This is a genomic window from Ralstonia sp. AU12-08, assembly GCF_000442475.1.
GTDB lineage: Bacteria > Pseudomonadota > Gammaproteobacteria > Burkholderiales > Burkholderiaceae > Ralstonia > Ralstonia insidiosa.
In genome coordinates, this window is sequence record NZ_ASZV01000064.1 from 1 (window position 1) to 13,269 (window position 13,269).

Here is a 13,269-nt window from a genome sequence, read left to right on the forward strand (position 1 = left end):
CGCGGCCGCTAGGCGGCGGCGCCGGGCGTGCGGCGCCAGGCCAAAACAAAGGGCGGGAACCTTTCGGTTCCCGCCCTTTGTTCGTTCATATTCCAGGAAAACGCTGGAGCCCTTCGCCGTTGCCAGCCGCACTATCGCGCAGCTGGCGAGCGGAACGGGATATTTCTGACGGTGGCCACCAAGTGCGGCCATGGCAGAGACAGAGGCGCGCGGCTCGCCCGGTTCAGCGCCGGCGCGGCCGGCACCGAACCATGCGCACCGCCGCCGGCGCCGCGCACCAGGTGCATGCGCACCTGGCGAGCCGCCTGGTTGCTATGCCGCCATCGTTGTGTCTTCCTCCGGCTTTTTCCACGATGCGACACTGTTGTCAATTTGCGTGTGGCAGGTGTACAGCTTGGAAGCAATCCGGCCTGGCATGTAAGCAATGGCGATGCGCTCAGGCAGATTCAGCAACGTATTGCGCGAAACGACCGGCTGCTCCTCTTTGCCAACCGTCCGATTCGCTTCCCACTGCTCGCCCCCGTGTTTGTTCGCCTTCGTCTGCTCGCGTTGCACCACATTGAGCCATTGCCCCGCCGACAGGTTTTCCGCCCACTCGGCAGTGCGCTCGTCGGCGGCGCGGTAGACGAACTTGATCGGCGTGTTGACCTCGAATTCCCGTGCCAGCGCCTTGCCATCGAGCCGCTTGTCGTCCGGTGCTTCCAGGTTCGCAATCGACTGCGCGGCCAGCAGCATGTTGCACTGGTGCTGTCGGATCGTGGCCAGCGCCTCATTGATTTCCGCGCAGGCCAGGAACTTCAGCTCGTCAATGCCGAGCACAACGTGCGCCGGCCGCGTCGCATCGAGCCGCTTAATTTCCGTCACCAGTTCCGATATGTATGCCTTGGTCGCGGCCTTAATCACCGGGTCGGCTAGGTCACCACGCACATACACAATCGCGTTGTTCATCAGGCACTGTTCGATCGAATGGCCCTTGCGCTTCACGGACTGTGAGAACGTGTCGACACGCGACCATTCACGCAAGGAATCGCGCAAGGTCGACAGGTTGTCGCGCCCTGTTTCGGCGTTCTTTTTCACGTATTCCAACAGCGACTTGATCGTGCCGTCGGTGCCTTCGAGCGCGTCATCGAGCAGCCCGCGCTCCTTCGCCTTGTGCACATCGGCGTCCGTGCCGAAGGATTCCAGGTTGAATGCGCGCACGATGCGAGTGCGCCGTTGGCGGAATGCGCCACCCAGGAACGGATGCCAAACACCACGCCCTTCCGGATTCAAATCGAGATAGACGAAGCGGCGACCGGCCGCCTTCGCTTCGTTCTGCAGCAGGTACGGCAGCCAGTTGTCGCCCTTCGGATCGACGTAAAAAATGCCGAAGCCAAACCGAATGCACTGCTTGAAGATGCTCTGCAGCACGATGCCCTTGCCGTAGTTTGTCGGGCCGAGGATGGCGTGGTGCGTCGTGCGGAACCTGTCCAAATCGAAGTAGATCGGCTGGCCGTCATCATCCAAGCCGTAGAAGATTTTGCCGTCGACAAAGTAATCCTCCGGCTTGAAATCCTTCGCCTTGAGCGTGGCGACTTCCTCCCGCGCATCGACAAGTTTGTCCGTCTCCTGCTCGATGCGAAGCGACCGCCAATACTTTGAAAGCACTGGAACAGCGTAGCGGTCCCACAGGAACCGCAGCGCCAGGCCGACCACGAACGCTCCCGCGACCATCATCCAGTAGCGGCCCAGACGATCAGCGCCCCACTCCAGGAACACGCTGGACGCTTGCCCAGAAGACGTGTCAGCCGAGAGAACGAAGGTGCAATACACCAACAACGGTATCGCCAAGATGCCCCAAAGCGCGGTGTATGCCGCCGCTTTGCGGACCCACAACACAAGATGAGCGACGAATGAGTCCTCGTCGTCCTTCAATGTCCACGGCACGGGATGCAGCAGTCCGACCGTGGCCAACGCCACGGCGAGCACGATCCAATACCACGGACTCGACCACGCCAGCAGGGCCATGATTGCCTTGCCGACCCATGCGTGCATTCCAAGGTGTCCGAGCATACGTCTACCTCATCTTGTTAGAAAACGGTGAAACCAGAGGGGGAAATCCCCCTCTGGTTTAGGCCAGTCAACTGCAAATAGAGCACAGCAGATCCGCCATAGGGCATCACCACTGGACCGGGTAGATAACGGTCTACGGCCGTACTGCAAGACGATGGTTTCCCACACCATCGACCCTGACGCGGGCTTGTGGCCCGTTTGACAACTGACTCTCCAGGTCAACGCCCGGATTGCCACAGCGAGCACGACGCGGTAGCGCCGGACCACTGTTTGCCGACAGCGAAAACATCGCTGCCATTCCCACCGGCCTGATTGCTGCCGGGTTGACTTTTCGGCGCCGAGGCGCCCACTGCTGTACTGCAATCAGTCCATACGGCCGGACTGATTTGACCGCTGATCCAACCGCGATCAGCGTGCCGAGACAGCCATGGTGGACTGTCGTTTTTGCTGCCACCGGCCCCATACGGGCGACCGAACTGCCTGCCGATCCAACTGCTATCGGTTTGACTCCAGCTCACTGCGCTGGCTTGCAGACTGACGCCGGCACCGCTAGGCGGTGCCGTTGCCGATGCCGGGTATCCGCCCGGCCGGGTGTTGGCAATTGCCATCTTCGTAGCTCCTTTTTCAAGGGTTCAATTACACGTTGGAGGACACCGAATTACCCATTCGGTCCGGGCGCGGGTACCAGCCGCGCCCGTTCCAACAACCACCGCGGGAACCACCCCGCTAACTTCACACTTGCGTACGCCGCAGTCTTTCGGACAGGCTTGCGCCTGCTGTTTGCGCTTCAGACGAATCGCGACAAACAGCTACGTGGCTTGCGCCACGCGGCCCTACTCAACCACTCTCCCTCGCATAGCCACCGGGTTACCAGCCCGGTTATGGCCTTAGCGATTCCCACGTTAGTGCAACGCTACTGACGCCAAACTGCGCGCCAGGACTTCACGCCTGCGCCTCCAGCAACAACAGTGAGGTGTTCCCTCTCACCCATTAGGTTTTCAGCGGCCCGAGATTCCAAAGCGGCTCGCTTACCTGTTGTGCCATCAACAGCTTCGTCTTCAGACAGGCTTGATGCCCCACCACATAGCGACCTCTTCGGCCGCATTTACACGCTTAAGCTATACAGCGACCCCACCAGCTTGCGCCGGTAGGTGCCGCGTGCGCCAGGTTTCCCCTTGCACGCCTGCGCCCTTTCGGAACGCCTCAGCAGCCTACGTGTGTGGCACAGGTTCTACGGTCTCCCGCAGCCCCTGGGCGGTGCTAACGACGGTGCAGACAGCCACCGTCTACCGCTTTCACGCTACACAGGAACTCAGCGCATTTCCTCGCTGAGCCCGTTTCCGTGTCGCCCAAACTCGCCCCTCCCGGGGATTGAGTCGAAGGACGGAGTTACACCGTCCAGCGCTCGTCGTAGTCGTACCAGCGCCATTACGCGCATACGACTTCGGCGTACTCGACGCAGGTGGTAAGCCCGCATCTAGAGCCATACAGCTTCGTGTGAAGTGAGTGGAATTTTGGGGATGGTCAGCCCCCAAAACGTCGCGGTGGTCTGCCCCCAATCCGTGTAATTTCGCTCGCGCGCAATTACCACTTCGGGCGACCGGTCCTGTACTACGTACTGCAAAGGGTTGGTCGCCCTCGTGCTGCGTTGCTGGCCGCTTGTGGCGGCCTCGGCAACGCAGGTGATACTTGCGCGCGTGGGCCGCTTGTGGCGGTCAGCAATCACATTGTAGCGTGATATGTTGGCCGCACGCGCTTCGCGCGGAATCTCTTATAATCAGGTTGGAACGCGATGCGTTCCAACTGACTGGATTCCTTTGCCTGGGTTGGATTTTTATTATGTTGGAATCGGTCCGCCGGAATGGTCGTCAGACCGTTGCGGCGGATCGCTAGATAAGAGCGTGTACACGCTCTCTTTTTGTGCATGCGCCCGACAACTTTTTTGGTCATCCGATACAAGACGCTCCTAATGCAACGCCTGTTGGATTCTGTCCGGCATGGCTATTGCCATTACACGGCCGCACAGGTTCCGGCCGAGAAGGCATTGGCGTTCTGTCAAAAGTTCGCGGAACGCTATGAGGTCGCGCTGAACCGCGACCAACGGGCCTACCGGAAACGGCTCGGCAAGGGCAATGCGCGGCTGATCCTTGCCGACCTGGCCAAGAACGGGACGCTGCACTGGTTCTTGCTCGTGTCCGATGGTGACCACCCGGCCAGGCAGATGGAGCCGCTACGCGATGCCCTGGAGTCGTCCACGCGCATCCGCGTGGACGACTACGAACTCCTGCGGCTGCCACGTGATCGGAATCATGGCGGCGGCGTCCGCCTGACTTGGCGGATGACCAACCAGCGCTTTGACACCTGGCGCGCTGCCGTCCGACAACTCGCCCGCTCGCCGCGGGCGGAGCAGGAGGTGCAGGCGGTAATCCAGTCGCTGTTCAAGACACCAGGCTTTGGCGCAACCCGCGTCCAGGTCGGCAAGTTGGTCGCTACGCTCGCCAGGGAGTGGGAGCGCGCCGGCCGAGATCCGACCGCGCTCATCTTGCCCGCCGCCCTACCCTACGTTCGGCGTGTCGCCGACGACGATTACACAGTCATCGATTGGTTCAAGGACCAGGAGGAAATGAAGCATGGACAATCAGAAGCCGCATGACAACGACGCGCTCGTTGTACTTCCCCCGATTCACGATGGGGCGGCCGAGCCTGATACCGTCGTCTTTACTCGCGCTGAGTGGGAGGCCGACGACGAATCGGAGGCGTTTGGCGTGCGCAAGATCGTGCCCAAGGCCAAGGAGAAAACGCCCGGGGTCAAGGCGGTGCTGATCTTTCACGACAGCTTCCTGCGGGCCAAGCGGCGGATGAAGGAATGCACCTCCATCCGGCCGGTCATCGATCTGCCGGAAATCATCAGCGCCATGATCGACGTCTGCGACGCCGATCCTGCCGTCATGGAGAAGGTCGGAAAAAAGATGCTCGAACGCCGGGCGCAGCAACTGGCCGAATTGCAAAACGGAGTCAGGTTCGGTCCCAGCAGCGGGAAGCAATCCAGCTAGGCCGACGATCCATTGGGACATTTTCCGGGTTGCGATCCGCTGCGCCCGACGTGGCCAGCGGCACGCTGGCCACGTCGATCCGGGCGTCCGCAGGATTGTATTGGGACATTTTCCGGGTCGCCGGCGGCAACCCGGAAAATGCAGCAAGTCCTCGCTAACCTTCTGGCCGCACTACTGGGACAAGCCATTGGGACATTTTCCGGGTTGGCTGCAATCGGCAGTTGCCGCTGACCTGACGGTCAGCAGCAGCTGCCTCGCCGTTGCTGCGGAGGCCTATTGGGACATTTTCCGGGTTGGTTCGGGCGTGTGGATGCGTACGGCCGGCGTCGGCTCGCCGCCCCTGCTCCGACCTGGGACACGGCTATTGGGACATTTTCCGGGTGAAGTTGGCGGCACCTGGGCCGCCACCTATCAGAAAAGCGCCCCTTGGGGCGAGACGCGAAACCGGAAGTCCAGCTTGACGACTTTGCGACCGGCCGTCTCGGGTTCCCATTCGATGTGCAGGCCGTTTTTCTCCCGCAGCTCCTTCACGGCCGGCTCGATGACGCGCCGGCGCAGATCCTTGAAGTTCTTGCGCTGGCTTTCGGACGCATCCATTGCCCGATGAAATTCCTCGATCGTCGGCGTGTATCGGCCGGTGGCCGCCCAGGACTTGAAGCACTCGAACAGGCGCCAGGCGTAGACCGAGCGCAGAGCGGCCGCCTGGCGCAGCTTGTAGGTCGTGAATTCCTGGCGCAAGCCGAACAGGTGCGGCACCACTTCCTGGAACCAGACCAGTTCGATCCAGCCCTCGCCCTTGTGATACTTCGCACTACCCACCCAGCGGAACTTGAATTCCTCCGGCCCTCTGCGGGTTTCCCGCACCGTGCGCACGTAGCGGTTGAACAGGCTGTCGCTAGCCCCCTGCAGCTGCTCGTATGCCGTGTTGGCATCCACGCCGAAGGCCTCGGCGTACTCGGCCGCAGAGAGCCGCACCCGCCAGGCGCCTTCCCTTCGCAGCTCGACAAACGGGATCGAGTCGTTCTTTGCGATGCACGCTGCAATTAACCGCTTTTCGGCCAACGTCAGGCTGTGTGCTGCCCGCGTGAGCGCGTTGCTCATGGTGACGTTGCGTTCGGCCAGCGCCGGCTCGCTGTACGCGACCGGCTTGTCTTCCTCGACTACCATTGGGTCATCTTCCGGGGTATTGGGACACCAACAAACATAGCCCAATTGGCGTATTGGGTCAACAACTGTTGCATGCCACCTGTGGATGGCACCCGGAAAATGTCCCAGTGCTCCTGTGGACAGCACCCGGAAAAAGACCTAGAAACCCGGAAAATGACCACTTTGCGCCCGGGAAAAGGCCCAATAGACCCGGAAAAAGACCCAATGAGGCCGTTTTTGCCACGTTAAATCAATGAGTTACGCCGTCTAAAACGATTTAAAAACGGTAAAACGTAAACCAAAAACACGCGTGCGAGGCTTACCTGTGGATAACCGTCCCGCCGCGACCTTTAACCCCACCCGGGCGCTTCGCGCCCACCCGTGAGGGTTGTTCATCGACGCCCCGCACGCGGGGCTATCACGCGCGCAAGCGCGCTTGACTGCCCCGATCGCCAGCACAACCGCAGAGCCGGATTGCCCCGGCTACGCCGGGTCGGCGCTCTCCCCACGCCTTCGGCGCGGGTCCCCGGGCGCCTCAATCCGGGCGCGACGGCGCGCGCAAGCACATTTCCGCTCATCCAAGGCAAGTTGCTGGCAGAGAGAGGGTCGGGTCGGCCACCGCGAGGGCTCTAGGACGCGTATACGGGCGCTCAGAGCGTTTTTTTCGGGCTGGTTGACCCTCCGGGGTGTCCTGGATGGGTCTATGCGGTCCAAAAAAGCGCTCGGAGTGAAAAACATAGAGCGTGTACACGTACTCATCGCGATAATGGCGACACATTCCATCGGGAGGGGAAAGCTGATGCGCCATGCCAATCGTGAAGCCTGGTTGAACCACGTTGCACGCCGCATGGCGCCAATGTTCGCAGCGCTCGATGCCCCGCTGCCTGGTCGGATTCGGATCGCCATCGGATTCACGTCGACAGGCCAGCGCGGTAAGCGGATTGGCGAGTGCTGGGACACCAGCTGCAGCGAAGATGCACACTTCGAGATCTTCATTCGGCCTGACCTGGTGGAGTCGGCCGACCTGATGCCCATGCAAGTCGCCGCGATCCTTGCGCACGAGCTCGTGCACGCCGCGGTCGGCCTCGATGCTGGCCACCGCAAGCCCTTTCGGGATGTTGCGGTCGGGATTGGCCTGAAGGGTCCGATGCGATCAACGACGGCCGGCCCGCGCTTTGAGGAAAGTGTCACGCCAATCCTGGACGAGGCCGGGCCACTGCCGCATGCGCGCTTGCGGACCAGGCCAGACGCAGATAGCTCGGACGATGGCGAGGCGCCAGGGATCAAGACGACGGCGCCGAAGAAACAGACGCGGCGGCACATCAAGTGCAAGTGCGGAAGCTGCGGCTACACGGCCCGGACTTCTCGGAAGTGGTTAGATCTCGTCGGGGCGCCCCTCTGCCCCAAGCACGGCGCCATGGCCGTGTGCGCGCAGGACGATGGCCAGGACTAGCTCCGCGTAAAAACTCAACTCAGCGCATCAATGCGATTGAAGCACTTAAACACTCAACTCAAAAGAGTGACGCATATACGCAACTCATCAACTCAAATGAGTTGATAAAGTGATGCGCTACTCTTATACTTAACTCTGTTACTCAACTCAAATGAGGTGATGATGTGAGTATGATCGTGCTTGTGGCAGCAGAGAAGGGCGGTACGGGGAAGTCCACCATTGCCAGCAACATCGCCGTGCATCTGGTTCGCCAGAATGTCGATGTTGTCCTGGTCGATACCGATGGCCAAGCGACATGCGCTCGGTTTTCCGAACGACGCGACGAAGCGGGTATCGGCCCAGCGGTGCCGTGTATCCAGCGGACGGGCGATGTCGCGGCGACGCTGCGCGATTTATCGCGGCGCTACCAGGTGATTGTGGTAGACGCCGGCGGCCGCGATTCCCGCGAAATGCGGTCGGCAATGGCTGTTTCCAACCTGTTGCTGGTGCCTACCCGCGCCAGCCAGGCCGATCTGGAGACGCTGCCGAAGGTCAACGAACTAGTCAGCTTGGCCCGAGGCCTGAATCCCGACCTGAAGGCCTTCGCGGTGCTGTCGATGGCGCCGTCCAATCCGACGATTCGAGAGGTGGACGACGCGCGCGAGGCGCTAAGCCAGTTCGATCAGCTCGAACTGGCGGACACCATCATCCGCGACCGGAAGGTCTACCGTGATGCGTTACTCAACGGAAATGGAGTGGTTGAGTTGAGTAATTCCCAGGCGTGCGCCGAGATCCAGCTGCTCGCCCAGGAATTCTTTGAGGTCGCCGCGTAGGCGTGAGTGTTTAAGTAACAACTCTTTTGAGTTACGCAAATGAGTAAATTTAAGATTGCCACCAAGAGCTCCGATGCCGGTAAGCCGGTGTCGCGGGACGAATTTGTCGGCGGCGCTGCGATGGTCCAGTCGCAGGTCGGAAACCGGCCCCTTAAGCCCGTGCGCGTGAACTTCGACCTGGACCCGGACGAACATCGGCGTTTGAAGATGCGAGCAGTTGAGGCGGGCATTTCCATCGCAGATCTCGTGCGCGGTCTGATCCGCAAGGAAATCAGCTAGCTGATGCTCAACTCAACGGCTTAACCCAATAACTCAACTCATGAGGAAAGCATGGCCAAGATGACGGATGCAGAACGAGCCGCCCTGGAACGCCTGATCTCGCACGCGATGCGCGACAGCGGGCAGAGCCGACGTGTCGCCGACTTTCTGTTGGCATGGTGGAACCCGGGCCAATGCGGTGGGTTCGATATCACCGTGACCTGGGGGCTCGACGACGAGATCGTGGAGGACGTGGTGGTCGTGTTTGGCTATGCCGCACGGAACAACCACTATCCGGACACCTTGGGCTACGGCTCGCAATTTGAGGCCATTGTCAGGGCGTGGCGGCCGGAACTGGTATCCGAAGAAGGTCAGTGATTCCCAGGGGAACGCCGGCCGCACCGGCATAAGGAAAAGAGGACAAAAAATGGTTAAGGATCTCGGAATTCATCCGCCCAACACGCTCATTCTCGATAGCGTGACCTTCTGCGTGGACTTTTCTAAGGTTTCCATCGAAGGCGGTCACCCGATGGGACCAGTGTTCGCATATGGGGCGGCAAGAGCAGTCTTGTCGGCCAATGACGCAGAGCGGCTTGTTGCTGCTGGCGTCAAGGACAATCGCTAGATAGAGATGGGCCGGGCATCCTGGAGGATCAGGATTTGCGAGTGCCTGTCGAACCTCGCCAATGACAACCAGATGGATGGAGGATGAAATGTATGCCGTAATCGAAAAGTCGCTCGGTGGGCTAACGCTTCCGTACTACCTGCGCCACCTTTGCTTTGCCCTGATTTTCCCGCTCATGCTGTTCGCCCAGGTGAATCACCAGCCCGGCAGCGGTGGGATGTTCCTGCTCGCCGTGGTGAACACCCTGCTGTACCCGTATGCACGGTTCCTCTATGAACGAGTTTGGGGCTTCATCATGGGGGATACCAAGTTCATGCTGGGCGTTCTCTGGGTGTCGCTGGGGAAGCTCGCCACCATGATGGCGTGCTGGTGCTTAGCCGTTTTCCTGGCGCCCATCAGCCTTGTATACCTCTACTATCTGCGCGAACGAACAGTGCAACAGTGACCAGCTGCGTGCAAGAACCGGAAGAAGGGCTGAACAATGCCAGTAAAAAGATTGCCGCCAGTTCCTGCAGGCGTGTCGATGTACTTTTACATGAGATTCGCTGCAGGCGACGAGTGGTATCGGTTTAAGACGATGGCGGACATGCCACCTTGCTTGAAGCATGATTACCCGACACGTGATCTTGAATTTCGGGTTCCTCCGCTGTGCCACAGTTTTGAGATCGTCACCATAGATCTGCGCGCCGCCCTCGCAACGTTGCCGGACAACGAGCAGTTGAACCTCAATCCGGCACGGTGGAGTCGTGTTCGGCGGGATTTAAGCGAAGGCTGGTGCTACACACCGTGGATGGGCGTGGAGCAGGGACGAGCAAGTCTGACGGACGGTCGCCACCGCATCGTTGCGATGATGAAATTTTTGGAGCTGGAGTATGCCGAATTCGCTGTTCAACCCGAACACATTGCAACAGTGCGAGCGCAGGTCAAAACGCGCTGACGCGAGCCACTGTGTGAGTAATTGCGGAAGGGTCACGATGAAGAACCAAATTTTCGGACGAAAGGTCGGCTCTGGAAAAGACATGACTTGTCTAATCAGGGGTGACGGGGCATCGAGCGGCGGCAAGCCCGTCGACCCAGGTGTCATTGATGAGTTCGTCGTCGCGAACACGCGACGCGCGGTCAAACTGCTCCGAGAGAAGGGTGTGGAGGGTTACGTCCTGTTCGAGGGCGACCCGACACCATACGAATTCACGCCGGACGCAGATTTCGTCTATCCGGCTGTCATCCACTAGGAAAACACAGGGAATAGGGCGCCCGAAAAATCTTCTTGCATCCTGCAAAAGTGCTCCATAGACTGGAACCTGTCTTTAGACGTCCTGCCATTCGTGGGTCGTCTAACGACGCTCCACGGATGGCCTCTTTTACCTTTGAAGGAGGTTCATCATGTTGAATGCAGCTACCAAGACCACTGCCGTCCTGTTCCCGGTTTCCGACGATCGCCGCACTGAAAATGGTCCGCTGTTCTCGGGCTCCATCAAGCTCGAAGATACGCAGATCCCGCTGGCAGCCTTCCTGAAGGATGCCGAGAGTGGTGAAAGTCAGTTCCTGGACCTGGCGGTGGGTGCAAGGGGGCAGCAGCACTTCTCGGGTCGGCTTTTCCGCAGCACCGAGAAGAAGAACGCCAAGTCGCCCGATTACACGGGTTATTTGATCGTTCTGCCCATGACGCCTGATGTGCGCAATGAGTACACCAAGGAAGAATGGGAAGCTGCTCCGCGACTGAAGGTGTACGGTCGTCGCATGCGAAACGCGGACAATTCTCCGCGCATCTCGCTCGACATCGCACCGCCCAAGTCCGATGCACCCGTTGGTGATAACGAGCTCGCGTTTTAACACGTGGAGTTGGCTCTGTGCCGACGCAGCACCAAGCGAGAGGGTTTCCCCCTCTCGCTTTTTCATTTGCCGGCGTGCCGGCACTGGATGATTCTTCTGCATACCTGCGCGGCTGAAAGGCGAGCTTGCAGAGAGGTGGTTTGCCTGGTGCCGGTGGCCACGGGCACAACCTGGTGGTCATCCCCGCTGCTCGGCCCCGCGAGGCGCGCTGGCCGCGCGACAGCCTCCCAGATCCTCGCCGCCTCTCCATGTCCCCCAAGGGGACCCCTAGCGGCTCTAACCAGGCGCGGACACTCCCGACGCTAGACGCTGAACAGCTTGGCGACTTCGCGTTGGCGCCGGCGGGCACCGGCCTTGTCGTAGATCGCCGAAGTCGCGGGCGAGGCGTGCCCCAGGTAGCTTTGCCTCACATCGAGCGGCACCCCGGCCTCGGCGCCCGCAGTGCCGAAAGCGTGCCGGAACGCATGGGGATGCAGATGGATTGCCTGGGCGCGTAGATCTGGGTCGGCTTGCTCCAGGTGCGCACGGAAAGCCTCCGCGGCGCGAGTAACCAGGTGGCGCAGCCCTCGGTCGCTGTAGCCACGGCGGCCGTCGGCGGCCTTGGCCAGCGCACGCGGGCTGGTGCAGGGCTCGGCAGGTGCCAGCAGCGGGCCCTCTGCAGCGTGTTCGTCCCCCAGATCTCGCCAGTGCGCCACCAGTGCGTCATGTGCGCGGCGGCTGATTGGCACCATCCGCGTCTTGGTTCGCTTGCCGACGATGCGTAGCTCACCCCACAGCGGGCCATCGCCGCCGGCGGGCCGCAGGCCCGATCGTTCGGCGCCGGCGGCCTCGAATACACGCATACCGGAATCGTGCAACAGCAACACGGCGGCGCGGATGGTACGCCAGCGCACGTCATCGGCGGCCTGCGCGTCTAGCCATGGCTGCAGCGCTTGCCAGACCGCCGGCGGCACCGCGCGCTCGATGTCGATATCGAGTGCAGCCACACGCAGCGCTGGCATGCCGTCCCATGGGTTCGAGTCCAGATAGCGGCGGCCAACCAGCCACTCGCATAGGGCCGCCAGGACCTGCTCAGCATAGGCGCGGCTGCGCGTCGACAGCGGCCCTTGGAACGGCCGCCAGCCCGGCAGTGTGCGTGCGACCTGCGGCCCGCTCCAGCGTGGCCCGAAATCCTTCTGTGCCAGGAAAGCCCGGTACGCCAGGCAATCATCGGTCAGCAGATCGCTGAAAGCCTTGCCGCGCTCCAGGATGGCCCAGGCCAAGCAGCGTTCCGCTTCCTTGCGATACGCGCGCCAGGTGTGACCACCGGCTGGCCACAGCGACAACCAGGTCTGGATTGCCTGGTAGTCGTTGAGTGCGTCGATGCGGCAGCGGTTGGTGTCGCCCCGGTTGATGCCGGCGCGGCCATCGAGGGCCGCCGGCAGGCGGATCGCTTCCAGCGGCACCGCGCGGCCGGCGTGCGGCACGAGCTCGGGCGAGGGGAGCGCGGCAGGCAACGATACGCCAGTGACGTGGGCGCCCAGGCGCCCTAGTGTCGCTTCAGCTGCAGCCAGGGTGCGCACAATGGTCGCCGCAGCGGCCGGGCCGATGCGTGGCACACGGCGCCACCAGGCTCGGCCCAGATCGTTGGCCAGCGTCATCAGTTCGCCCAGCGTGGCCACGCCGGCGGCCTGCAGCCGGCGTGCCAGTGGTGCAGCAAACCACAAACGCACGTCGTGCTTGGTCGCCGGTGCCGGCGTACCCAATTCTTCCAGGCGCCGCAGGCCTGCGAGCACCTGGTTCAACGCCGTGGTTGAGCGCGGCCCGGTGGCCAACAGGCTGGCCAGCGCTTCCTGTTCATGACGCAGCGCCAGTTGCGCGAGCGTGGCGCGAATCGCGCGTAGCGCACGCAGGGCCAGGCTTTCTGTCCACTCGATGTCGGGATCGGACGACAGCCAACGGTCGGCCACGTCGACCGCCGCCACGCCCTGCAGCCAGGCGCGCATGGCGGCGTACTGGGCACGGGTTACATCGATGGCTTGATTTGAGTTTTTCATC

14 protein-coding genes are annotated in these 13,269 nt (G+C 61.4%); 11 read left to right on the forward strand and 3 right to left on the reverse strand.

The window, feature by feature from the left end; all coding sequences use genetic code 11:
• Positions 1-312: 312 nt before the first annotated feature.
• Complete coding sequence (locus tag C404_RS58220) at positions 313-2,034, reverse strand: type IV secretion system DNA-binding domain-containing protein (protein WP_021197828.1); 1,722 nt, start codon at positions 2,032-2,034, stop codon at positions 313-315.
• A gap of 1,987 nt (positions 2,035-4,021) precedes the next feature.
• Between C404_RS58220 and C404_RS58225 the strand changes: the two genes are divergently transcribed.
• Both C404_RS58225 and C404_RS58230 read left to right on the forward strand, forming a co-directional pair.
• On the forward strand, positions 4,022-4,705 hold the full coding sequence (locus tag C404_RS58225) for a hypothetical protein (protein ID WP_021197829.1): 684 nt from the start codon (positions 4,022-4,024) through the stop codon (positions 4,703-4,705).
• Positions 4,683-5,105, forward strand: a complete 423-nt coding sequence (locus C404_RS58230; RefSeq protein WP_004636912.1) for a hypothetical protein — start codon at positions 4,683-4,685, stop codon at positions 5,103-5,105. Before C404_RS58225 ends, C404_RS58230 begins: the two co-directional genes overlap by 23 nt.
• A 411-nt stretch (positions 5,106-5,516) precedes the next feature.
• Here the strand turns inward: C404_RS58230 and C404_RS58235 are convergent, their stop codons facing one another.
• Positions 5,517-6,272: a replication initiation protein gene (locus C404_RS58235; protein WP_004636909.1), complete on the reverse strand. Its 756-nt coding sequence runs from the start codon at positions 6,270-6,272 to the stop codon at positions 5,517-5,519.
• A gap of 682 nt (positions 6,273-6,954) precedes the next feature.
• Between C404_RS58235 and C404_RS58240 the strand changes: the two genes are divergently transcribed.
• From C404_RS58240 to C404_RS58275, 9 genes are all read left to right on the forward strand, one after another.
• Complete coding sequence (locus C404_RS58240) at positions 6,955-7,704, forward strand: hypothetical protein (protein WP_021197830.1); 750 nt, start codon at positions 6,955-6,957, stop codon at positions 7,702-7,704.
• 170 nt (positions 7,705-7,874) lie between these two features.
• Positions 7,875-8,516: a division plane positioning ATPase MipZ gene (locus C404_RS58245; protein ID WP_004636905.1), complete on the forward strand. Its 642-nt coding sequence runs from the start codon at positions 7,875-7,877 to the stop codon at positions 8,514-8,516.
• 39 nt (positions 8,517-8,555) lie between these two features.
• Positions 8,556-8,795 carry a plasmid partition protein ParG gene (locus C404_RS58250; protein ID WP_004636903.1) on the forward strand — a complete coding sequence of 80 codons (240 nt, stop codon included), beginning with the start codon at positions 8,556-8,558 and terminating at the stop codon, positions 8,793-8,795.
• A 51-nt stretch (positions 8,796-8,846) separates the two neighbouring features.
• Positions 8,847-9,152, forward strand: coding sequence for a DUF7673 family protein (locus C404_RS58255; protein ID WP_004636902.1), 306 nt, complete (start codon positions 8,847-8,849; stop codon positions 9,150-9,152).
• Positions 9,153-9,201: 49 nt separating this feature from the next.
• The gene (locus C404_RS59785; RefSeq protein ID WP_004636900.1) at positions 9,202-9,399 is read left to right on the forward strand and encodes a hypothetical protein; all 198 of its coding nucleotides are present in this window, start codon (positions 9,202-9,204) and stop codon (positions 9,397-9,399) included.
• Positions 9,400-9,487: 88 nt separating this feature from the next.
• The gene (locus tag C404_RS58260) at positions 9,488-9,844 is read left to right on the forward strand and encodes a hypothetical protein (protein WP_004636899.1); all 357 of its coding nucleotides are present in this window, start codon (positions 9,488-9,490) and stop codon (positions 9,842-9,844) included.
• Positions 9,845-9,922: 78 nt separating this feature from the next.
• Positions 9,923-10,336 (forward strand): hypothetical protein, encoded by a 414-nt coding sequence (locus C404_RS58265; protein WP_004636896.1) that lies wholly within the window; start codon positions 9,923-9,925, stop codon positions 10,334-10,336.
• An 82-nt stretch (positions 10,337-10,418) separates the two neighbouring features.
• Positions 10,419-10,631 carry a hypothetical protein gene (locus C404_RS58270; protein ID WP_021197832.1) on the forward strand — a complete coding sequence of 71 codons (213 nt, stop codon included), beginning with the start codon at positions 10,419-10,421 and terminating at the stop codon, positions 10,629-10,631.
• 151 nt (positions 10,632-10,782) lie between these two features.
• Positions 10,783-11,232: a hypothetical protein gene (locus C404_RS58275; protein ID WP_004636892.1), complete on the forward strand. Its 450-nt coding sequence runs from the start codon at positions 10,783-10,785 to the stop codon at positions 11,230-11,232.
• A gap of 302 nt (positions 11,233-11,534) precedes the next feature.
• On the opposite strand, the gene C404_RS58280 is transcribed toward C404_RS58275, so the two are convergent.
• Complete coding sequence (locus C404_RS58280) at positions 11,535-13,268, reverse strand: phage integrase family protein (protein ID WP_004636889.1); 1,734 nt, start codon at positions 13,266-13,268, stop codon at positions 11,535-11,537.
• Position 13,269: the final 1 nt, after the last annotated feature.